Below are 20,987 nucleotides of genomic sequence, written 5' to 3'. Positions count from 1 at the left end.
GCGGTCAGCCGGCGCGGTCGTCGCGGTTCGACTCGGTGATCAGGTCCTCGCGCGCGCGGGCGACCCGGGAGCGGATGGTGCCCACCGGGCAGCCGCAGACCTCGGCCGCCTCGGCGTAGGTGAGTCCGAGCACCTGGGTGAGCACCAGCGCGTTGCGACGGTCGGGATCCAGACCGTCGAGCAGCATCCGGATCTCGGTGATGTCCTCGAAGCGCGCCGTGCCCTGCCGCGAGTCCCCCAGACCCTCCAGGTCCACTCCGCCGGTGCACCGGGGCCTCGCCTGATTGCGCCGGACCTGGTCGACGACCACGCGACGGGCGATGGAGAGCAGCCAGGTCCGGGCGGCGGACCGGCCGGCGAAGCGGGGCAGCGCGCCGATCGCCCGCAGGAACGTCTCCTGGGTGAGGTCGTCAGCACTGGCCGGATCGGCCAGGAAAGCCACGGTGCGCCACACGTCGCGCTCGGTTGCCCTGATGAACTGCTCGAGTGCTGCCCGGTCGCCGCGTCCGGCGGCCAGCGCCAGCTCGGTGACCCGGTCAGGACTGTCCACGCCTCGCACTCTAGAGCAGGGTCGGACCCCGCCGTCGGCGGTTAGCTGATCGGCCGGAGTAATTTTGACCCGGTCGGGAACCGCCGCGCTGCGGTGACCGACTGACTACACGTGGGGAGCACGATGGCGGTAACGGTCGCCGGCGGCCCTGAGGCGGCGCGCACCCGGCGGGTCGAACTGGACGTCTCGGGAATGACCTGTGCGGCGTGCGCCGCCCGGGTGCAGCGACGACTCAACAAGCTCGACGGAGTGCGGGCGTCGGTGAACTTCGCCACCCGGGTGGCCGTGGTCGAGGCGCCCGAGGCCGTCGGCACCGACGTGCTGTGCGAGGAGGTGCGGCGCTCCGGGTACCAGGCCCGGCTTCGGGAGCGTCTGGCCGACGAGCGTCCCGACCCCGACGACGAAGTCGCGCACTCGCTGCTGGTGCGACTGGCTGTCGCGGCGGTCCTCTTCGTGCCACTGGCGCACCTGTCGGTGATGTTCGCGGTACTTCCCGCCACCCGGTTCGCCGGTTGGCAGTGGGTGCTGACCGCGCTGGCCCTGCCCGTCGTCGTCTGGGCAGCCTGGCCGTTCCACCGGGTCGCCGTGCGCAACGCCCGACACGGGACCGCATCGATGGAGACGCTGATCTCCGTCGGCGTGACGGCGGCGACGCTGTGGTCGTTGTACACCATCTTCGTCGGTCACCGGGACAACGCACCGTCCGGTGTGTGGCAGGCGCTGACCGGCAGCGACTCGATCTATCTGGAGGTCGCTGCGGGAGTGACGGTCTTCGTGCTCGCCGGGCGTTTCTTCGAGGCCCGGGCGAAGTCCAAAGCCGGCAGTGCGCTGCGTGCCCTTGCCGCGCTGAGCGCCAGGAATGTGTCGGTGCTGCTGCCCGACGGCACCGAAATGACCATTCCCACCGAGGAACTCGCCGAGCAGCAGCGCTTCGTCGTGCGGCCCGGGGAGACGATCGCCGCCGACGGTCTGGTGGTCGACGGCAGCGCGGCCGTCGACATGAGCGCGATGACCGGCGAGGCCACCCCGACGCGGGCCCGAAGCGGATCGAGCGTGATCGGCGGCACCGTCGTGCTCGACGGCTGCCTCACCGTGGAGGCCGCCGCAGTCGGGGCCGACACGAAATTCGCCGGGATGGTCCGGCTGGTCGAAGACGCCCAGGTGCAGAAGGCCGACGCGCAGCGGCTGGCAGACCGGATCGCCGCGGTGTTCGTACCGGCGGTCTTCGTGATCGCCGCGCTCACCGCCGCCGGTTGGCTGCTGGCCGGCGCAGGTGCCGACCGGGCGTTCTCGGCGGCGCTGGCCGTGCTCGTCATCGCCTGCCCCTGCGCGCTCGGGCTGGCGACCCCGACCGCGATGATGGTCGCCTCCGGCCGGGGCGCCCAACTGGGCATCTTCCTCAAGGGGCATCGCGCCCTGGAGGCGATCCGCTCGATCGACACCGTCGTCTTCGACAAGACCGGGACACTGACCACCGGACAGCTCTGTGTGACCGCGGTGACCCCGGCGCCGGGATGGGACAGCGCCGAGGTCCTCGCCCTGGCCGCAGCGGTGGAAGCGGGCTCCGAGCACGCCGTGGGCACCGCCATCCTGGCCACCACCCCGGAGCGCGGCCCGGTCACCGATTTCCACGCCCTCCCCGGCCGCGGGGTCAGCGGGGTGGTCGGGGATCTGCGCGTCGCGGTCGGCCGGCCGGGCTGGATCCGCCGCGGGAGTCCGGCTCCGGCGTCGGTCGAGTCGGCGTACCGGGAAGCCGAGATGCGCGGCGAGACGGTCGTGCTGGTGTCGGTCAACGACCGGGTGTGTGGCGCGGTGTCCGTCGCCGACGCGATCAAGGAGTCCGCGGCGCCCGCCGTCGCGGCACTGCACAACCGTGGGTTGCGGACCGTGCTGCTCACCGGGGACAACGCCGCCGCCGCGGCCGCGGTTGCGGCGCAGGTCGGTATCGACGAGGCCATCGCCGAGGTGCTGCCGGAGGGGAAGGTCGATGTGGTGGAGCAACTTCGCGACCAGGGTCGCGTGGTGGCGATGGTCGGAGACGGCATCAACGACGGCCCGGCGCTGGTGTCCGCCGACCTGGGTCTGGCAATCGGCCGGGGTACCGACGTGGCGATCGCGGCCGCCGACATCATCCTGGTTCGGGACACCCTCGAGTCGGTGCCTGCGGCGCTGGATCTGGCGCGGGCGACGATGCGCACCATTCGGGTCAACATGGCGTGGGCCTTCGGGTACAACGCGGCCGCCATCCCGATCGCCGCCGCGGGCCTGCTCAATCCGCTGATCGCCGGCGCCGCCATGGCTTTCTCGTCGTTCTTCGTCGTCTCCAACAGCCTGCGGCTGCGGTCCTTCGGCACCGGGGCCAAAGGCTGACCCCGTGTCCGTAGAAAATCAGTCCTTCGCCGTCACCGGACTGAGTTGTCAGAACTGCGTCAACCACGTCACCGCCGCGCTGTGCGCTCTGCCGGGGGTGCGGTCGGTCCGGGTCGACCTGCGTGCGGGTGCAGCGTCGCGGGTGGACATCGAAGCCGACCGGACCCTGGGCGAAGCCGAAGTCGCCGAAGCCCTGGCCGAGGAGGGCGATTACGCGGTCGTGCGCTGAGCGGTCAGCGACGTGTCCGGGCCAATTCCCGCAGCATCGCGTTGTAGGCCTCCAGCTCGTCGTCGGCGTAGGTCGCCTCGGCGTGCCGGTCGCCGCGAACGGCGGTCCGGCGATCCTGGCGGACCCACTGGTAGATCACCGCGACCGCGACCGCGAGCACCGGCAATTCGCTTGAGCCCCAGGCGATCGCACCGCCGAGGTTCTGGTCGTCGATGATGCTGGGCACCCACGGGAGGGCGAGGCTTCGGTAGAAGTTCCCGCCGATGAGGGTTGTCATCGTCATCAGGGCGATCCCGAAGAAGGCGTGGAACGGCATGATCGCGAAGAGCAAGCCCAGACGCCCGATGAACGGCAGTCTGCGGGGCCCGGGGTCGACGCCGATGATGCCCCAGAAGAAGAGGTAGCCGGTGAGCATGAAATGCAGGCTGAGCAATTCGTGGCCCCAGTGGTAGCGCACCAGGGTGTCGAACAGCGGTGTGAAGTACACGGCGTAGAGCGAACCGACGAAGATCAGGAACGCCGGCACCGGATGGGAGAGGAACCGGGTGAACGGCGCGTGCACGGCCCGCAGCACCCATTCCCTCGGCCCGGGCGGCCGGCCGGATCCGGAGGCCGGCAGCGCACGCAGCGCGAGGGTCGCCGGGGCGCCGAGCACCAGCAGCACCGGCACGAACATGTTGAGCGTCATGTGTTCGGCCATGTGGACGCTGAACATCGCCGAGCCGTAGGCCCGGACACCGGATCCGGTCGCGAGGATCAGGAGCAGGCATCCGGCGAGCCACGACACCAGCCGGCCGGCCGGCCAGCGATCCCCGCGCCGGCGCAGGTGCGCCACGGCGATCAGGTAGACGGCGGCCAGCACCAGGGCTGCCGAACCGAGGAAGGTGTCGAACCGCCAGAACGTCATCAGTCGCACCGGGGTGGGCGGGCCCGGCAACTGATAGCCGAGCAGGATGTCCCACACCGTGGGCTGCTCGTCGAGCAGGCGCGGCGCTGCGCGGACCGCCATCGCCGAGACCGCGGCCAGCGCGACAACGGATGCCAGCGTCATCAGCGCACAGCCGCGAGCGCCGAACCGCCCGGTGCGTGCGCGGAGGAGATCGGTGGCCAGCACGACGAGCAGCGCGAGCGCGGCGACGATCCCGAACCGGCCGTAGCCGGAGGTGACCAGGTGCGCCGGGCCGGCCAGCAGGATCAGCAGCAGGGCGCCGAAGGCCAGCGCCACCGCTGCCGCCACCGCGGTGACGACACTCGTGCGCCGCTGGAGATCGGGGCTCGGAGCGGTCAGTGCCCGCGCCAGGCTCATCCCGGCCGACACGGCCAGCGCGACGGCGAACACGATCACCGTGCTGGTCGCATAGTCGTGGTTGGGTCCCTGGCCGGCGTTGCCGGTGACGGGGACCGCGACGACGCCTACCAGAGCCGGGATCAGCATGACCAGATGCGGATCCCAGCGCACACTGAGCCGCAGGGCCCCTGCCAGCACGGCCGCGCAGACGGCGGTAACCAGCCACCCGCGGGCGCTCTCGGAGGCGCCCAACGCCGAGCCCAGCCCGCCGGCGCGCAGCAACCGGCCGACTCCGACGCCGGCGTCGACGGATGCCGTCACCACCACCATGACCGCCGCCGCGCCCAGCCACACCAGCGAGAGCCGCTCCACCAACAGGTGTGTCCGGAACGTGGCGGGGTCGAGCACGCCGCGGTCGTCCGGTTGGGCGGTGATCAGGATGAGAACCAGTCCGCCCAGGCAGACCGCACCGGCCAGCGTCGCGGTGAGGTGTCCGACGACCTGGGCCGCGTCCGCCGATCCGCCCGCCCGCCCGTCACCCGCGGTGAGCGCGAGCGCTGCCAGGGCAGCGCTGCAGGACAGGTAGGCGACGAAGGCGGCGAGCCCTCCCGACAGCCGACCCGATGCCGTCATCGCCGTCATCAACTCCCGTGCCGAGGTCACCGCAGCTCACCTGGGTCCTGAGTCTACGTGCGCTCCGCGCGGGAACTTTCCCGTCATCCGCCGCGACCAAGTGCGCGTGATCGGGGATCTCGCCCTGCGGTGGGTGGTGACCGCCCTGTTCGCGGCCAGCGCCGCGGTAAGCCTGCGATTCATCGTGGCGGGCCCCCGGTCGGCGACCGCCGTGATCGGCCACGCCCTGCACGCCGTCATGGCGGTGGCGATGGCGGTGATGGCCTGGCCGCGGGGCGCGGATCTGCCGACCCGGGCGCCGATGGTGTTCTTCGCGCTGGCGGCGGTCTGGTTCACCGGTGTCGCGCTGCGCTCGAAGGCGGACCGGGGCGGAAGCGCCTACCACGCGGTGATGATGCTGGCGATGTCGTGGATGTATGCGGCGATGGGCGGACTGCCGCTGCGCCGGGCGGACGCGGCCGAATCGATGGACATGCCATCCGGCACCGGGCACGGGGGGCACGCGGGGCACGCGGGGCACGGGGGAGCATCGTCATCCCCGGACGTGGTGGGTATCCTCAACTGGGCGTGCACCCTGGGTTTTGCGGCCGCCGCCGCCTACTGGCTGTTCCGTGCCCTGGTCATCCGACAGCGCGACCCGCACGACACCGCGCTGCCGGGTGCGCTCTCGCAGGTTGCGATGGCGGCCGGGATGGCGATCATGTTCGCGGTGATGCTCTGAACCTAGGCCGCTGAGCCGTCGGTGGGATGCAGATGTCCGCGGCGCCGGCCGCGAACCGCGTGAGTGGGCGGCACGATGTCGTCGACAACGGCCGGCCGGGGCTCCCTGTCGCCGGCGGGGCGCCGCCGCCAGATCAGCACCGCCAGAACCGCTCCGACAACGATCGGTAGATGACTCAGGACATGGCCGACGCTGACCGCACCGGAGGCGACGTCACCGACCACATAGCCGGCGAGGATCGCGGTGTAGACCCCGAGCACCCAGCCCAGCCCCAGGGCGACCGAGGGGCGGATCGCCGAGGCGATCATCGCCACCCCCAGCGCGGCCGACCAGGCGGTGGACTCGTTGAGCAGATGACCGCCGTGCGCGGCGGGCGGCAACCCGACGGCGGCGCCCAGGCCCTGCGCCACGGCCAGCGCGAGTTGGGCGGCCCCGACGACGCCGAGCGCCCCGCGAGCCCAGCCGATCCGGCCGGCCCACCGCGGCGCGGGTCGCGGGTCAGTGCCCCGCGGCTGCACCGCCGCAACCTGAGACCGCCCCGCCAGCCGGCGCAGCAGCCGGGTCTGCTCGACGGCGGCCTCGTACCACTGGCGGCAGGAGGAGCAGGCGGTGAGGTGCTCGTCGACCCGCGGACCGGGGATCGGTTCGCGCTCTCCGTCCAGACGCGCCGAGAGCGCCTCCCGGGCAACGGAGCAGTCCATGGCTCAATAGTCGCGCGGCGGAGGCGATTTGTTCCCGCCGGTCACTCGCCGGCCGCGAGGTCCAGTTCGGGCAACCAGGCATCCAGTTCGCGGTAGGCCGCCGCGCGCGGTCCCGGCAGCGAGAGGAAGACGTCGTGCTTGGCATCGACGATCGGCACCACGCGCTGGCGGTTGCCCAGGCATCCGGCCCACCGGGCGATGTGATCGACGTCGAGCACCGCGTCGCCGCGCTGCATCACGTCGGTCCCGGCCGTCTCGGCGACGGTGTGGTCCGAGCGCAGCACCAGGTTGGGCACCCCGACGTCCAGACCGCGGTGCAGGCGGGCCTGTCCGCGCTGGATCGCGCGCAGCCAGCCGGCCGTGACCGGGAAGCCGCCGACCGGCTTCCACTGCAGGTTGTAGTCGAACTCGCCGTGGTAGTCGCGGTGCAGGGTCAGGCCGTAACCGCCCCGCCCGGCGCCGCGCACGACCCGGGTCTTGCGAACCCGCGACACCACCCTGATCGCGCCCGCACCCAGTCCGGTGCGCAGGATCGAGGGGCCGCGCAGGTCCAGGAAGGGGCTGTTGAGCACCACGCCCGCCAGACCCAGGCTCGCGGTCTCAGCGCGCCGGCGCACCCGGTCCAGCCACAGCGACACCACCAGCCCGCCGGTGGAGTGTCCGTAGACCACGACTCGGGCACCCGGGTTCTCGGCAGCGACGACGGCAAGCGCCCATTCCAGTTCGCGCTCGTAGCGCGACAGGTCGGTGGTGAAGTGCGGGGTCTGGCCTTCCCGCCAGGATCGTCCGCACTTGTGCAGGTCCAGCCCGTAGCAACGAAACCCGTGACCGGCCAGGTGATCGACCAGTTCGGTGTTGAAGAAGTAGTCGGTGAAACCGTGCACCGCCAGCACCGCGCGCCCCGCCGAGGCCGAGTCGCCACGGCGAACCAGCGTGGCGAACAGCGCGCCCTCGCCGTCGGGGTCGGGGCCCAGCGATCGGGTGGTCCGGCGGTAGCCGGCGAGGATGTCGTCCTGCCAGTCCTGTTGCGCCGACACGGGGCCACAGTAACCGGGTTCGGCGCGAGTAACCTCCAATGGCGTGAGCGTCGAGCTGCTTAGTTGCCGGGGACCCGAGCTGGACGCGGCGACGCTCTACGAGTTGCTCAGGCTGCGGGTCGAAATCTTCGTCGTCGAGCAGGCCTGCCCCTACCCGGAGCTCGACGGCCGCGACCTGGCGCCCGAAACCTGCCATTTCTGGCTTGCCGAACCTGCCGGGCAGATCGTCTCGACGTTGCGGCTGAGCGCGGAGGGCGGCGGCGCGCGACCGGAGTTCAGGATCAGCCGGGTGTGCACCGCATCCCACGGGCGCCGTCACGGTCACGGTGGTCGGCTGCTGCGGGCGGCGCTGAACGACGTCGGCGAGCGACCGTGTCGGCTCAACGCCCAGACCTATCTGACGCAGATGTACGCCGGGCACGGCTTCGCCGTCGACGGCGAGGAGTTCCTCGAGGACGGCATCCCGCACGTCCCGATGGTGCGGGCGCGTCCGTGACCGCGCCCGGCTATCCGTTCAGCGCGATCGTCGGCCACAAGCGGCTGCGCCTGGCGCTGGTCCTGTGCGCCGTACGCCCGGAGATCGGCGGGGTGCTGATCCGCGGCGAGAAGGGCACCGCGAAGTCGACGGCGGTGCGAGCGCTGGCCGCGGTGCTGGCCGAGGCCGATCCTGGCTCGCGACTGGTCGAACTGCCGATCGGCGCCACCGAGGACCGGGTGGTCGGCTCGCTGGACCTGCAGAAGGTTCTGGGTGCCGGCGAGCACTCCTTCTCCCCGGGACTGCTGGCCCGGGCGCACGCCGGGATGCTCTACGTCGACGAGGTCAATTTGCTTCCCGATCACCTCGTCGACATCGTGCTCGACGCGGCCGCGATGGGACGGGTTCACGTCGAACGCGACGGGGTCTCGAACTCCTATGACTCGCGCTTCCTTCTGATCGGCACGATGAACCCCGAGGAGGGCGAACTGCGCCCGCAACTGCTCGACCGCTTCGGGCTGACCGTCGAGATTCGGGCCTCGCGTGATGTCCCCGAGCGCGCGGCGGTGATCCGCCAGCGGCTGGCCTACGAGGCCGACCCGCACGGTTTCGCCGCGCTGCACGCCGAGCGCGACAGCGAACTGGCCCGGCGAATCGCGACCGCCCGGGCCGCGGTCGCCGAGGTGGTGCTCCCCGAGGGGGAGTTGGACCGCATCGCGGCGCTGTGCGCGGCCTTCGACGTCGACGGCATGCGCGCCGACCTGGTGGTGGCGCGCACCGCGCTCGCCCACGCGGCCTGGCGCGGCGCTCGGGCCGTCGCCGAAGAAGACATCCGGGTGGCCGCGGAGCTGGCGTTGCCGCATCGCCGCCGGCGCGACCCGTTCGACGAGCCCGGGATCGACCCGGCCCAGCTTGACGATGTGCTCTCCGCGCTCTCGGCGGATTCCGAGCCCGAACCCGAGCCCGACCCTCCGGGCGGCGGGCAGTCCGATGATGCCCCGCCGGAAACCGTTGCCGGGCACCGTGATCGCCAAGATCAGCCGCCGCGGCCGTCCGCACCACCCTCGGCGACCTTCCGCACCCGTGCCCTGACGGTGCCGGGGGTCGGCGGTGGGGCTGCCGGACGGCGGTCACGGGCCCGCAACTCCTCGGGTGCCGCGGTGCGCGCCGCAGAACCCGAGGAGCGCGGGGACGGGATGCACCTGTTCGCGACGGTGCTCGGCGCCGCCGAAGGCTATCCCGGCACCGGTCCGCTGCGTCCGCGGCCCGGCGATCTTCGGCGCGCCGTGCGGATCGGCCGGGAGGGCAACCTGGTGATCTTCGTGGTCGACGCCTCGGGTTCGATGGCCGCCCGGGATCGGATGGCGGCCACCGCCGGCGCGGCGCTGTCGCTGCTGCGCGACGCCTATCAACGCCGCGACAAGGTCGCTGTGATCACCTTCCGGGCCGACGCCGCCCGGGTCGTGCTGCCGCCGACCACCTCGGCCTTCATCGCCTCGCGGCGGCTGGGCCGGTTCGAGACCGGCGGCAGCACCCCGTTGGCGCTGGGCCTGTTGGCCGCGCGCGACCTCGTGGCACGCGAACGCATTCGCGACCGCGGCCGGCGCCCGCTGGTCGTGCTGCTGACCGACGGCCGCGCCACCGGCGGGCCGGATCCGCTGGGTCGCACCCGCGTTGCCGCCGAACGTCTGGCGGCAGAGGGTGTCGCCGCGGTCGTCGTCGACTGCGAAACCGCGATCGGTCTGGGCCTGGCCGCCGAGGTGGCCGGCTGGTTGCGGGCACCGGTGGTGCGCCCCGACCAGCTGCGCGCAGACTATGTGGCGACGGCCGTCCGCGCCGTCGCCTGACGGGAAGGGAACACCGATGCCGCAGGGTCGACCCCAGGTCGTCCCGGACGACGGGTTGACGACCAGGGCCCGGCGCAGCGTCCCGGTCCTGGCCGTGCATACCGGCGCGGGCAAGGGGAAGTCGACCGCGGCGTTCGGGATGGCGCTGCGGGCGTGGAACAGCGGGATGAGTGTGGCGGTGTTCCAGTTCGTCAAGAGCGCGAAATGGAAGGTCGGCGAGGCGGCCGCGTTACGCGAGCTGGGCCGGGTACACGCCGAGAGCGGCGTCGGCGGCCCGGTGGAGTGGCACACGATGGGCGCCGGCTGGTCCTGGGCGCGCAAGCCGGGTGCGGAATCCGACCACGCCGCCTCGGCCGCTGAGGGCTGGGCTGAGATCGCGCGCCGGCTGGCCGGGCAGTGCCACGACTTCTACGTGCTCGACGAGTTCACCTACCCGCTCGCCTGGGGCTGGGTCGACGTCGACGCGGTGGTGCGGACGCTGCTGGACCGACCCGGTCGCCAACACGTCGTCATCACCGGCCGCGACGCCCCGCGGCAACTGCTGGACGCCGCGGACCTGGTGACCGAGATGGAAAAGATCAAGCACCCGATGGACGCCGGCCGCAAAGGCCAGCGCGGGATCGAGTGGTGAGCCCGGTGAGCCCGGCGAGCCCAGCGAGCCCAGCGAGCCCGGTGAGGCGAGCCCGGTGAGCCCAGTGAGCACCCCCGCCGTCGTGGTCTCTGCCCCGACCTCCGGCAGCGGAAAGACCACCATCGCCACGGGTTTGATGGGCGCACTGCGGCATGCCGGCCACCGCGTGGCGCCCTTCAAAGCCGGCCCGGACTTCATCGACCCCGGTTACCACGCGCTGGCCGCAGGCCGGCCGGGCCGCAATCTCGACCCGGTCCTGGTGGGTGAGGACCTGATCGGCCCGCTGTATCGCAACGGCACGCGGGCCGCCGATATCGCTGTCGTCGAAGGCGTGATGGGCTTGTTCGACGGGCGTATCGACGAGCGCTTCGCGATCCCGGCCCGCGGGTCCACCGCGGAGGTCGCGCGACTGCTCGGCGCTCCGGTGCTGATGGTGATCGACGCCCGCGGTCAGGGTCAGAGCATTGCCGCTGTGCTGCAGGGCTTTTCGGCTCTCGCCCCCGACGTGCGTATCGCCGGGGCGATCCTTAACCGCGTCGGATCGTCGCGCCACGAACAGGTGCTGCGACAGGCCTGTGCGGCGGTCGGGGTGCCGGTGCTGGGAGCGATACCCCGCCACGACGACGTGGCGGTGCCCTCGCGGCACCTCGGCCTGGTGACCGCCGGTGAGCACGGTGAGCAGGCGCGGGCCGCGGTCGCGGCGATGACCGCGCTGGTGGCCCGGCACGTCGATCTGGGAGCGGTGGTCGCACTGGCCGCCGCGCGGGTTGTCGCAGACCCGTGGTCGCCGGAGGCGGCGGTGGGGGAGCCGGTGGCCGGCCGGCCGGTGGTGGGGATCGCCGCGGGCAGGGCCTTCAGCTTCGGGTACCCCGAGCACGCTGAACTGCTGCGCGCCGCCGGGGCCGAGGTGGCGGAGTTCGACCCGCTCGCCGATCGCCTGCCGGCACACTGTGCCGCGCTGGTGCTGCCCGGCGGGTTCCCGGAGCAGTACCCGGGGGAGCTGGCGGCCAACGCCGCCGTGCGCGCCGAGATCCGCGAGCTGGCCCGGTGCGCCCCGGTGCACGCCGAGTGCGGCGGACTGACCTATCTGATGTCGGATCTGGACGGGCACCCGATGTGCGGGGTGCTGTCCGGTTCGGCGCGCTTCACCCCGCGGCTCACGCTGGGCTACCGCGACGCCGTCGCGGCCTGCGACTCGCCGCTCTACCGCGCCGGGCAGCGGGCGACCGGCCACGAGTTCCACCGCACCGTCGTGCACTTCGGTGAACCGCTGTCGGCCGCCTGGCTGCTGGCCGGGGACGGTGGCGGTATCGGCGAAGGCGCGGTCCGGTCCGGGGTGCACGCTTCCTATCTGCACACCCACCCTGCGGCCCAGCCGGCCTCGGCCCGGCGTTTCGTCGAGCACGCGGCGGCCCGGGTATCCCGATGACCGAGGACGCCTATCTGGTCGGTCTGCGGCTGGCCGGCAAGCAGGTCGTCGTGGTGGGCGGCGGAACGGTGGCCCAGCGTCGGGTCCCGGTGCTGATCGCCAGCGGCGCCCGGGTGCGTGTCGTCGCCCGCGCGGCCACCCCGGCGGTGGAGGCACTGGCCGAGCAGAGCCCCGCGGTGACCCTGATAGTGCGCGACTACCGCGACGGCGACCTCGAGGGGGCCTGGTACGCCATTGCCGCCACCGACGACCCGGCCGTGAACGCCGCGATCGTGGCCGAGGCCGAACGCCGGCGCATCTTCTGCGTGCGCGCCGACGCGGCCCGCGGCGGCACCGCGGTGACCCCGGCGTCGTTCGCCTACGAGGGACTGCTGGTCGGGGTGCTGGCCGGGGGTGAGCACCGCCGCTCGGCGGCCGTGCGCTCGGCGATCCGCGATGCGTTCCAGCAGGGTCGCATCGCGCCCGACATCGTGGCCGCGACGGTCTCCGACGTGGTGCCCGGCGGAGTGGCGCTGGTCGGCGGCGGCCCAGGTGATCCGGAGTTGATCACCGTGCGGGGCAGGCGTCTGCTGGCGCACGCCGATGTCGTCGTGGCCGACCGGCTGGCACCCCCGGAACTGCTCGCCGAACTGCCGCCCAATGTCGAGGTGATCGACGCGGCCAAGATCCCCTACGGCCGGGCGATGGCGCAGGAGGCGATCAACGGGGTGCTCATCGAGCGGGCCAGGGCCGGACAGTTCGTGGTGCGCCTCAAAGGCGGTGATCCGTTCGTCTTCGCCCGCGGGTATGAGGAGATTCTCGCCTGCGCCGAGGCTGGGATTCCGGTCACAGTTGTGCCCGGGGTGACCAGCGCCATCGCGGTGCCGGCCCTGGCCGGGGTCCCGGTCACCCACCGGGCGATCAACCACGAGTTCGCGGTGGTCAGCGGCCACCTGTCACCGGACGATCCCGAATCGTTAGTGAACTGGGACGCGCTGGCGCAGCTGTCCGGGACGCTGGTGCTGCTGATGGCGGTGGAGCGCATCGAACTGTTCTCCACCGCCCTGCAGAAAGGCGGCCGACCAGCGCAAACCCCGGTTCTGGTGGTCCAGCACGGCTCCACCTCGGCTGAGCGGATCCTTCGCGCCACCCTCGCCGACGTCGCCGAACGCATCCGCGACGAGGGCATTCGGCCCCCCGCGATCATCGTGATCGGGCCGGTGGCCGCCTTCGGCATTTAAAGTTCTCTTAATTTTCGGGTAGGGTTGCCCGCTATGACGGCTCTCAACGACGCCGAGCGGATGACGTTTCACCGCGGAGCCGGATACGTGTCGGGGCGCGCGGTGCGGGTCGAACCCGCGGCCGCCGCACCCTCCAGCCCGTCCGCCATGTGGCCGCCGTCCTGGCGGTTCGTCGCCGCGATCGTGGCGATCGGCGGTATGCAGCTTCTGGCCACCATGGACAGCACGGTGGCGATCGTGGCCCTGCCCCGCATCCAGGACGAGCTGGGCCTCTCCGACGCCGGGCGCAGCTGGGTCATCACGGCCTACGTGCTGACCTTCGGCGGACTCATGCTGCTGGGCGGGCGGCTGGGCGACACCATCGGCCGCAAACGCACCTTCATCGTCGGCGTCACGCTGTTCACCATCTCCTCGGTGCTGTGCGGTATCGCCTGGGACCAGACCACCCTGGTGGTCGCCCGGCTGCTGCAGGGCATCGGGGCGGCCATCGCCTCCCCGACCGGGCTGGCACTGGTCGCCACCACCTTCCCCCGGGGGCCCGCCCGCAACGCCGCCACCGCCGTCTTCGCCGCCATGACCGGCGTCGGCTCGGTGCTGGGCCTGGTGGTCGGCGGAGCGCTCACCGAAGTCTCCTGGCGGCTGGCGTTCCTGGTGAACATCCCGATCGGCCTGCTGGTCGTCTACCTCGCGCGCACCACGCTGCGTGAGACCCACCGCGAGCGCATGAAACTCGACGCGGCCGGCGCGTTGCTGGCGACCGTGGGCTGCACCGCGGCGGTCTTCGGCTTCACCCAGGGTCCCGAAAGCGGCTGGCTCTCGCTGCCGACCCTGGGCTCCGGTGCGGCCGCGCTGGCCGCCCTGGCGGCGTTCGTCGTCGTCGAGCGCAGCGCCGTCAACCCGGTCGTGCCGTTCGCGCTGTTCCGCGACCGCAACCGGCTGGCCACCTTCTCGGCCATCTTCCTGGCCGGCGGTGTGATGTTCACCCTCACCGTGCTGATCGGGCTCTACGTGCAGGACATCATGGGCTACAGCGCCCTTCGGGCCGGTATCGGGTTCATCCCGTTCGTCGTCGCGCTGGGAATCGGCCTGGGGGTGTCGTCCCATCTGGTGTCCTTCTACCCGCCGCGCACGCTGGTGATCGCCGGCGGGGTGATGGTGCTGGCCGCGATGATCTACGGCTCCACGCTCAACGGCGGGATTCCCTACTTCCCCAACCTGGTGCTGCCCATCGTGGTCGGCGGCTTCGGCATCGGCATGATCGTGGTGCCGCTGACGGTCTCGGCCATCGCCGGGGTCGGTCACGACCAGATCGGCCCCGTCTCGGCGATCGCCCTGATGCTGCAGAACCTGGGCGGGCCGGTGGTGCTGGCCATCGTGCAGGCCGTGATCACCTCCCGCACGCTGTACCTGGGCGGCACGACGGGGCCGGTCAAGCGGATGAGTCCCGAGCAGTTGCACGCGCTGGACCAGGGCTACACCTACGGGCTGCTGTGGGTGGCCGGTGTCGCGGTCATCGTGGGCGCGGTGTCGCTGTTCATCGGCTACACCGCCGGGCAGGTCGCGCACGCGCAGGAAGTCCGGGACGAGCTCTAGCTCCCCGGCGTGATTTCGGGCGCTGCGCGCCTGAAAACGCGCCCCATTCGGGACGGTAGGGTGACTACCCATGGCCAGCGACCCGCAACCGGTGGCCAAGCCGCTCGCCTCCAGCGTGCTGGGGGTCGCGATCATCGCGATCACCGGCATGCAACTGATGGCGACACTGGACGGCACCATCGTGATCGTCGCGCTGCCGCGGATGCAGGCCGAACTCGGCCTGTCCGACGCCGCCAAGAGCTGGGTCATCACCGCCTACGTCCTGACCTTCGGCGGGCTGCTGCTGCTCGGCGGACGGGTCGGCGACGCGATCGGCCACAAGCGGGCGTTCATCTCCGGGGTCGGTGTGTTCACCATCGCCTCGATGGCCTGCGGCCTGGCGACCGACGGGCCGCTGCTGATTGCGGCGCGGGCCGTCCAGGGCATCGGCGCGGCCGTCGCAGCACCGACCGGACTGGCGCTGATCGCCACCACCTATGCCGTCGGTCACGCCCGCAACCAGGCGATGGCGATGTCGGCGGCCATGCAGGGCATCGGCTCGGTGCTGGGTCTGGTGCTGGGCGGTGCGCTGACCGAGCTGTCCTGGCGGCTGGCGTTTCTGATCAACTTCCCGATCGGCGCACTGATCGTCTGGATTGCCGTCACCCGGCTCGAGGAGACCCGCCACGAGCGGCTCAAACTGGACATCACCGGGGCCCTGCTGGCCACCCTCGGCTGCGCGGCCGGGGTGCTGGTGTTCACCCAGGGTCCGGCCCGCGGCTGGTCGGACCCGTGGGTCTTCGGAGCGGGCGTCGCCGCGCTCATGCTGGGCGTGGCGTTCTTCGTGGTCGAGCGCAGCGCCGACCATCCGCTGGTGCCGCTGTGGTTGTTCCGGGACCGCAACCGGGTGGCGACCTTCGTCTCGCTGTTCCTGGCCGGCGGCGTGCTGCTGACGTTGACCGTGATGATCGGGCTGTACGTGCAGGACGTGCTGGGGTACTCGGCGCTGCACGCCGGGATCAGTTTCATCCCGTTTGCGCTGGCGCTGGGCGTCGGTAACCTGCTGACCACGAAACTGGCCCCGCGCGTCGCGCCGCGCTGGCTGATCATCGGCGGCGGGGCGTTCGTCCTGGGCGCGATGCTCTTCGGGTCCACGCTGACCCGCACCATCCCGTACTTTCCCGACCTGCTGCTGCCCATCCTCATCGGTGGTTTCGGCATCGGCATCATCTCGGTGGTGCTTCCGCTGTGCGCGCTGGCCAATGTCGGCCCCAAGGAGGTCGGCCCGGTCAGCGCGATCACCCTGATGGCGCAGAACCTCGGTGGGCCGCTGGTGCTGGTCGTGATCCAGGCGGTCCAGATCTCCCGCACCCTTTATCTGGGGGGAACCACCGGGCCGGTCGCCAATATGACTCCCGCCCAGCTCGACGCGCTGGACGCCGGATACACCTATTCGCTGCTGTGGATCGCCGCCGTCGCGGTCCTGGTCGGCCTGGCGGCCCTGTTCATCGGATTCTCGGCCAACCAGATCGCCACCGCCCAGCACACCCGCGAGGCCGTGGAGGCCGGCAAGCTCTGAGGTGGCTGAATCGGCCACGCACATCGCGCGGTGGCTATGCTGCCCGCTGTGATCACCCGGATGTCCGAGCTGTTCTTGCGCACCCTGCGCGACGATCCGGCCGATGCCGAGGTGCCCAGCCACAAGCTGCTCATCCGGGCCGGCTACGTGCGCCCCATCGCGCCGGGCCTGTACAGCTGGCTGCCGCTGGGTCTGCGGGTGCTGCGCCGCATCGAGGCCGTCGTCCGCGAGGAGATGGTCGCCATCGGCGGCCAGGAGATCCTGTTCCCCGCGCTGCTGCCGCGGGCGCCGTATGAGACCACCAATCGGTGGACGGAGTACGGCGACGGGGTGTTCCGGCTCAAGGACCGTCGCGACAACGACTATCTTCTGGGCCCCACCCACGAGGAGTTGTTCACCCTGACCGTCAAGGGGGAGTACAACTCCTACAGAGACTTTCCGTTGCTGCTGTTTCAGATTCAGGCCAAGTACCGTGACGAGGCCCGACCGCGGGCGGGCATCCTGCGCGGGCGTGAATTCATCATGAAGGACTCGTACTCCTTCGACGTCGACGACGCCGGGCTGCGGCAGGTCTACCTCGCCCACCGCGGCGCCTACCAGAAGATGTTCGACCGGATGGCGATTCGCTACGTCATCGTCTCGGCGGTCTCCGGCGCGATGGGAGGCAGCGCGTCCGAGGAGTTCCTGGCCGAGAGCGAGGTCGGGGAAGACACTTTTGTGCGGTGCCCGCAGTCCGGGTACGCCGCCAACGTCGAGGCGGTCAGGACCGCCGTCCCGGATCCGCTGCCCATCGACGGTCAGCCCGAGCCCACCGTGCACGACACCGGCGACACGCCGACCATCGCCACTCTGGTCGACTGGGCCAACTCCGCTGATCTGGGTCGCCGCGTCAGCGCCGCCGACACGCTGAAGAATGTCATGCTCAAGGTGCGGGTTCCCGGCGGCGAGTGGGAACTGCTGGCGATCGGTCTTCCCGGCGATCGTGAGGTCGACGACAAGCGCCTCGGTGCCGCCCTCGAACCGGCCGACTATGCGCTACTCGATGACGCCGACTTCGCCCGCCACGCTTTTCTGAAAAAGGGCTACATAGGCCCGAAAGCATTGCTGGCCAACGGCGTTCGCTACCTGGTGGATCCCCGGGTGGTCGACGGTACGGCCTGGATCACCGGTGCCGACGAAACCGGCAGGCATGTTGTCGGTTTGGTCGCCGGGCGTGACTTCGTCGCCGACGGCACCATCGAGGCCGCCGAGGTGCGCGACGGCGACCCTTCGCCGGACGGTGCGGGTGACCTGGTCAGCGCCCGCGGCATCGAGATCGGGCACATCTTCCAACTCGGTCGCAAATACACCGATGCATTCTCGGCGGACGTGCTCGGCGAGGACGGCAAGCCGGTGCGACTGACGATGGGCTCCTACGGCATCGGGGTTTCGCGGCTGGTGGCGGTGATCGCCGAGCAGCACCACGACGAACTCGGGTTGCGCTGGCCGAGTTCGGTCTCGCCGTTCGACGTCCACCTGGTGATCGCGAACAAGGATGCCCAGGCGCGCAGCGGCGCGGAGGAACTCGCCGCCGAACTCGACCGTCGCGGCTACGAGGTGCTGCTCGACGACCGCTCCGCCTCGCCCGGGGTGAAGTTCAAAGACGCCGAACTGCTCGGCGTGCCCTGGATCGTCGTGGTGGGCCGGGGCTGGGCGGAGGGCATCGTGGAGCTGCGGAACCGGTTCAGCGGTGTGACCCGCGAGATCGCGGTCGCCACCGCGGCCACCGACATCGCTTCGGCCGTGACCGAATCCGCGGCGGCCGGTTGAGCCCGGTCAGTCGATCTTGAGGTAGTAGGACACCGTCCGGGGCGCGACCTCATTGCCGCCGAACCATCCGCTGACCCGGGCGGCGGTCCACACATTGGGCGTCAGGCCGGGCGGGAACGGTTTGAACACCGTCTTGTCCCCGTAGGAGATGGTCACCCCGGTGTAGTCGACGCGTCTGGCGCTCGCGACGGATCTCGGCGTTCCTCCCGTGGTCGATGGTGACGTGATGCTCGTGCAGCGAACGCCAGACGACCTCGATGTCGTCGAGCCGATCCGCACCGTAGCGACCGATCCGCACCGTCATGGGGCCGCAGCATATCCGTCGGCGCTGCGGCGATCCTCGAGAGCAGGCGCCTGGCGATGGGTGTCGAGTCCCCGAGCGATGCTCCGATGCGCGGAACGATCGTTGACGTGCGGGTACGAGCTGGAGGGACCGTGTGGGGACTACGGCGTCGAGGGTCTCGCATCGCGCCACATCGTGTCGACCGTCGGGCCACCCGCAGGAAGCGTGAACGCACCGACCTTTCGGAAGCCGACCGATTCGTAGCGCGGGATGTTGCCCGGGTTGGTCGACTCCAAGTAGCAGGGAAGACCTTCCTCGTCGATGCGCGCGAGGTTCTCCGCGAGCAACGCCATCCCGAGGCCACACCCACGGAAGTCGTCGTGCGTGCCGAGAAGACTCAGATAGTAGTGGGGTTCTTCCCGCGGGTGGTTGGAGCCGAACAGCTCCAGGCCCGCGAGGAAGGGCTCGGCATGATCCCCGACGAGCGCGCGCAGCAACGGTTCGAGCTGTTCCTCCTCTTCGGGGGTCAACTCAGCGCCGCCGGGTGGTATCCACAGCGTCGCGGCGCCGTCATCGGGGGTGAGTCGCATCCACGGATAGCGCATGGCGCTTGCGAGGTTGAAGCGCCACCAGCGCTCGCGCGCAGCCGTGCGTGCGGCAGGGTCGGCGATGGGGAAGGCCCATCCTCCCCAGACCGCGTCGTTCGCGAAGGCTGTGGTCATGACGGCAACGGCGGCGTTCAGGTCCGCTTCGTTCGCTGCAGCGCGACTTTCGACAGGCACAGGCAGTGCGCTCACCCCTCTCTCCGTGACTCAACCACGCTCCAGCGCATACGTCCAGAGCTGGCCTCGCGGGTCGCCGCTCCGGTGCGGGCAGATCTTCGATCTCGGCCGCCCCCGGCTCCTACGGTGAAAGTGAAACGGGGCGTTCCCGCGGTGGGTGCCATCGCAGGTACGGAACGGAGGGGTTGTCATGCGTACCCGGATCTCCTTGTCCATCGTGACGATCGCGCTGCTCACGTTGCTGGGTCTCACTACCCCCGCGGAGGCGGCGTTCCCGGGCGTCAACGGCAGGATCGTGTTCGCCCGGTTCGCCGGCGCCAACGAGGTGGACCTCTGGACGATGAACCCCGACGGGAGCGATCAGGCCCAGTTGACCTTCTCCGGGCAGGACTACGACCCGGAGTACCCGAAGGTCTGGTCGGCGGGCACGGAGATGACCTCGGTCCGCTCGTTGGGCAGGATGCGCTGCTTGTCGACGTTGTAGAACGGGGCGATCTCGAACTCCTGCGATCTCAGGTTGTAGCGCCAGCCGACCATCACCGAGTTGCGGTCGGGTTCCAGCGGCGTGAACGCGATCCCGGTGAACTTGTTCCAGTCGAACTGATCCTCGTCCTTGAGGTCGTAGGAGGACCTGGCGGTGAAGGTGCCGGTCCCGGTGACCTGCGTGATGAAGAAGCCGAAACTGTTCGGAATGGCGAAGTGCGTTCCCTTGTAGATGGTGATCTGCCGCCCGCGCGGGTCGGACGGGAACAGCCCGGCACCGGTGCGCCTGGACGCAGTCGCCGATGCAGTCGCCGATGCGGCCACCTGCTGGGCGGCCGGGACCGCCGCCGCCCACGGCGCTGCCGACGGCGCTGCCGACGCAGCTGCCGCCACCGGTGTGGGGGTCACCGGCCTTCGGCTCGCGGCCGGGCGGGTCGCGGCCTGACGGGTCTGGGCTGACGCCACCGACGGCGACGCCGATGCCGCCGGGCCGGGTGACGCCGGGGAATCGGGCGGGGCCGCCGACGCCTGGGCTGCGAGTCCGATCAGCACGCCGGCGCCGACACCCAGGCCCACTGCCATCCCCCGGGCGCGCCTGACGAGCGCATTCGGGGCGGCGTGCATAGGGGCAGCTTAGCCAGGTCCGCTCCGGCGGCCGGGCGCTACTCGCCGCCGCCGGGGAAGGCCTTGGTCACCGGCCACTCGCGCAGCACCCGTCGCCACCGGGCGGCCATCACCGCGCACTGCGTCAGCGCGGTGAGACCGAACGACCGATCCGACTCCGCGCCGGCCTGTTCGAGTACCGCGCGCCAGGCCACCGCGCAGTCGTCCTCCATCCGCGCCGCAAGCCGGGCGGCCGCGGTCGGCGAATCCACCCGCATCGGCAGTTGGTAGCCGGCCGCCGGAAGCGGGGCTGTGACCCCGCGGGATTTCAGCAGCGCCAGCGCCGCCTCCCGTCGCTCGCGATGTTCGGCGAGCGCCTCGGAGATCATGTCGTTGCGGGTCGACAGGGCGTAGGCGGAGACCACGCCGTAGCCGTAGATCGTCGCGTGCTCGGTGGCCACGGCGTCGAACAGTGCCCCGGCGTCGGCGTCGGTCGGCCGGTCGGGGTCAGGTGGCGTCGCACTCGGTGAGGCCGGCGTGGTTGGTGACGTCACGTCGGCCGCCGGACCGGAGGCAGGCCCACCGTGGCGGAGGTGGTGCAGGCGGCGGCGATGGACCCCATCAGCCCCGCGCGGTAACCCGACAGCGTCGGCACCAGTTTGCCGGCGCTCTCGGCGGAGCGGCGCAGCGCCGAGACCACGTCGGCCAGGGTCGGGGGCGGGGGCGGGGGCGCGGTGTTCGCCGC

Annotated in this window: 20 protein-coding genes and 1 pseudogene; 12 read left to right on the top strand and 9 right to left on the bottom strand. The window is 71.3% G+C overall.

Features of this window, described 5'->3' with window-relative positions; genetic code table 11:
- Positions 1–4: 4 nt before the first annotated feature.
- Positions 5–550, bottom strand: a complete 546-nt coding sequence (gene sigC / locus ACKOB8_RS03345) for an RNA polymerase sigma factor SigC (RefSeq protein WP_526375624.1) — start codon at positions 548–550, stop codon at positions 5–7.
- Positions 551–673: 123 nt separating this feature from the next.
- Here sigC and ACKOB8_RS03340 point away from each other — a divergent pair, with 123 nt between their 5' ends.
- A complete protein-coding gene (locus ACKOB8_RS03340) occupies positions 674–2,920 on the top strand; it encodes a heavy metal translocating P-type ATPase (RefSeq protein WP_526375622.1) in 2,247 nt (748 codons plus the stop codon).
- Between the two features lie 4 nt (positions 2,921–2,924).
- A complete protein-coding gene (locus ACKOB8_RS03335; protein WP_526375619.1) occupies positions 2,925–3,149 on the top strand; it encodes a heavy-metal-associated domain-containing protein in 225 nt (74 codons plus the stop codon).
- Positions 3,150–3,153: 4 nt separating this feature from the next.
- Here ACKOB8_RS03335 and ACKOB8_RS03330 read toward each other — a convergent pair whose 3' ends face one another.
- Positions 3,154–5,079 (bottom strand): cytochrome c oxidase assembly protein, encoded by a 1,926-nt coding sequence (locus ACKOB8_RS03330; RefSeq protein ID WP_526375648.1) that lies wholly within the window; start codon positions 5,077–5,079, stop codon positions 3,154–3,156.
- A 97-nt stretch (positions 5,080–5,176) separates the two neighbouring features.
- On the opposite strand from ACKOB8_RS03330, the gene ACKOB8_RS03325 reads away from it, so the two are divergent.
- Positions 5,177–5,791 (top strand): DUF5134 domain-containing protein, encoded by a 615-nt coding sequence (locus tag ACKOB8_RS03325; protein ID WP_526375617.1) that lies wholly within the window; start codon positions 5,177–5,179, stop codon positions 5,789–5,791.
- A 2-nt stretch (positions 5,792–5,793) separates the two neighbouring features.
- Here ACKOB8_RS03325 and ACKOB8_RS03320 read toward each other — a convergent pair whose 3' ends face one another.
- The gene (locus ACKOB8_RS03320) at positions 5,794–6,492 is read right to left on the bottom strand and encodes a zf-HC2 domain-containing protein (protein ID WP_526375615.1); all 699 of its coding nucleotides are present in this window, start codon (positions 6,490–6,492) and stop codon (positions 5,794–5,796) included.
- Positions 6,493–6,533: 41 nt separating this feature from the next.
- Positions 6,534–7,529 carry an alpha/beta hydrolase gene (locus ACKOB8_RS03315; protein ID WP_526375613.1) on the bottom strand — a complete coding sequence of 332 codons (996 nt, stop codon included), beginning with the start codon at positions 7,527–7,529 and terminating at the stop codon, positions 6,534–6,536.
- A gap of 43 nt (positions 7,530–7,572) precedes the next feature.
- On the opposite strand from ACKOB8_RS03315, the gene ACKOB8_RS03310 reads away from it, so the two are divergent.
- From ACKOB8_RS03310 to ACKOB8_RS03275, 8 genes are all read left to right on the top strand, one after another.
- Positions 7,573–8,025, top strand: coding sequence for a GNAT family N-acetyltransferase (locus tag ACKOB8_RS03310; RefSeq protein WP_526375611.1), 453 nt, complete (start codon positions 7,573–7,575; stop codon positions 8,023–8,025).
- Positions 8,022–9,851 (top strand): VWA domain-containing protein, encoded by a 1,830-nt coding sequence (locus ACKOB8_RS03305; RefSeq protein ID WP_526375609.1) that lies wholly within the window; start codon positions 8,022–8,024, stop codon positions 9,849–9,851. Before ACKOB8_RS03310 ends, ACKOB8_RS03305 begins: the two co-directional genes overlap by 4 nt.
- Before the next feature lie 16 nt (positions 9,852–9,867).
- A complete protein-coding gene (cobO, locus tag ACKOB8_RS03300; RefSeq protein WP_526375607.1) occupies positions 9,868–10,482 on the top strand; it encodes a cob(I)yrinic acid a,c-diamide adenosyltransferase in 615 nt (204 codons plus the stop codon).
- Positions 10,483–10,546: 64 nt separating this feature from the next.
- Entirely contained in the window at positions 10,547–11,911 is a 1,365-nt protein-coding gene (locus tag ACKOB8_RS03295; protein ID WP_526375646.1) for a cobyrinic acid a,c-diamide synthase CobB, read from the top strand.
- Positions 11,908–13,131, top strand: coding sequence for a uroporphyrinogen-III C-methyltransferase (cobA, locus tag ACKOB8_RS03290; protein WP_526375605.1), 1,224 nt, complete (start codon positions 11,908–11,910; stop codon positions 13,129–13,131). Before ACKOB8_RS03295 ends, cobA begins: the two co-directional genes overlap by 4 nt.
- A gap of 147 nt (positions 13,132–13,278) precedes the next feature.
- A complete protein-coding gene (locus tag ACKOB8_RS03285) occupies positions 13,279–14,724 on the top strand; it encodes an MFS transporter (RefSeq protein WP_526375644.1) in 1,446 nt (481 codons plus the stop codon).
- A 70-nt stretch (positions 14,725–14,794) separates the two neighbouring features.
- Complete coding sequence (locus tag ACKOB8_RS03280) at positions 14,795–16,282, top strand: MFS transporter (RefSeq protein WP_526375603.1); 1,488 nt, start codon at positions 14,795–14,797, stop codon at positions 16,280–16,282.
- A gap of 48 nt (positions 16,283–16,330) precedes the next feature.
- Positions 16,331–18,091, top strand: coding sequence for a proline--tRNA ligase (locus ACKOB8_RS03275; protein ID WP_526375601.1), 1,761 nt, complete (start codon positions 16,331–16,333; stop codon positions 18,089–18,091).
- Between the two features lie 6 nt (positions 18,092–18,097).
- Here ACKOB8_RS03275 and ACKOB8_RS03270 read toward each other — a convergent pair whose 3' ends face one another.
- Both ACKOB8_RS03270 and ACKOB8_RS03265 read right to left on the bottom strand, forming a co-directional pair.
- Positions 18,098–18,247: a hypothetical protein gene (locus ACKOB8_RS03270; protein WP_526375599.1), complete on the bottom strand. Its 150-nt coding sequence runs from the start codon at positions 18,245–18,247 to the stop codon at positions 18,098–18,100.
- Between the two features lie 288 nt (positions 18,248–18,535).
- A complete protein-coding gene (locus ACKOB8_RS03265) occupies positions 18,536–19,171 on the bottom strand; it encodes a GNAT family N-acetyltransferase (protein WP_526375597.1) in 636 nt (211 codons plus the stop codon).
- 175 nt (positions 19,172–19,346) lie between these two features.
- On the opposite strand from ACKOB8_RS03265, the gene ACKOB8_RS03260 reads away from it, so the two are divergent.
- Complete coding sequence (locus ACKOB8_RS03260; protein ID WP_526375595.1) at positions 19,347–19,640, top strand: hypothetical protein; 294 nt, start codon at positions 19,347–19,349, stop codon at positions 19,638–19,640.
- Here ACKOB8_RS03260 and ACKOB8_RS03255 read toward each other — a convergent pair.
- The 3 genes and pseudogenes from ACKOB8_RS03255 to ACKOB8_RS03245 form a co-directional block, all read right to left on the bottom strand.
- Positions 19,547–20,263, bottom strand: coding sequence for a hypothetical protein (locus tag ACKOB8_RS03255; protein ID WP_526375593.1), 717 nt, complete (start codon positions 20,261–20,263; stop codon positions 19,547–19,549). The genes ACKOB8_RS03260 and ACKOB8_RS03255 overlap by 94 nt on opposite strands.
- 38 nt (positions 20,264–20,301) lie before the next feature.
- Positions 20,302–20,796, bottom strand: coding sequence for a ferritin-like domain-containing protein (locus tag ACKOB8_RS03250; protein ID WP_526375591.1), 495 nt, complete (start codon positions 20,794–20,796; stop codon positions 20,302–20,304).
- Positions 20,793–20,987: pseudogene (locus tag ACKOB8_RS03245) on the bottom strand (hypothetical protein); the annotation flags it as partial. The gene ACKOB8_RS03250 and the pseudogene ACKOB8_RS03245, both read right to left, overlap by 4 nt.

The sequence above is a fragment of the Mycobacterium sp. genome (assembly GCF_046091765.1).
Classification (GTDB): domain Bacteria; phylum Actinomycetota; class Actinomycetes; order Mycobacteriales; family Mycobacteriaceae; genus Mycobacterium.
Note: the sequence above shows the minus strand (reverse complement) of the source record. Positions and strands in the feature narration are given on the sequence as shown.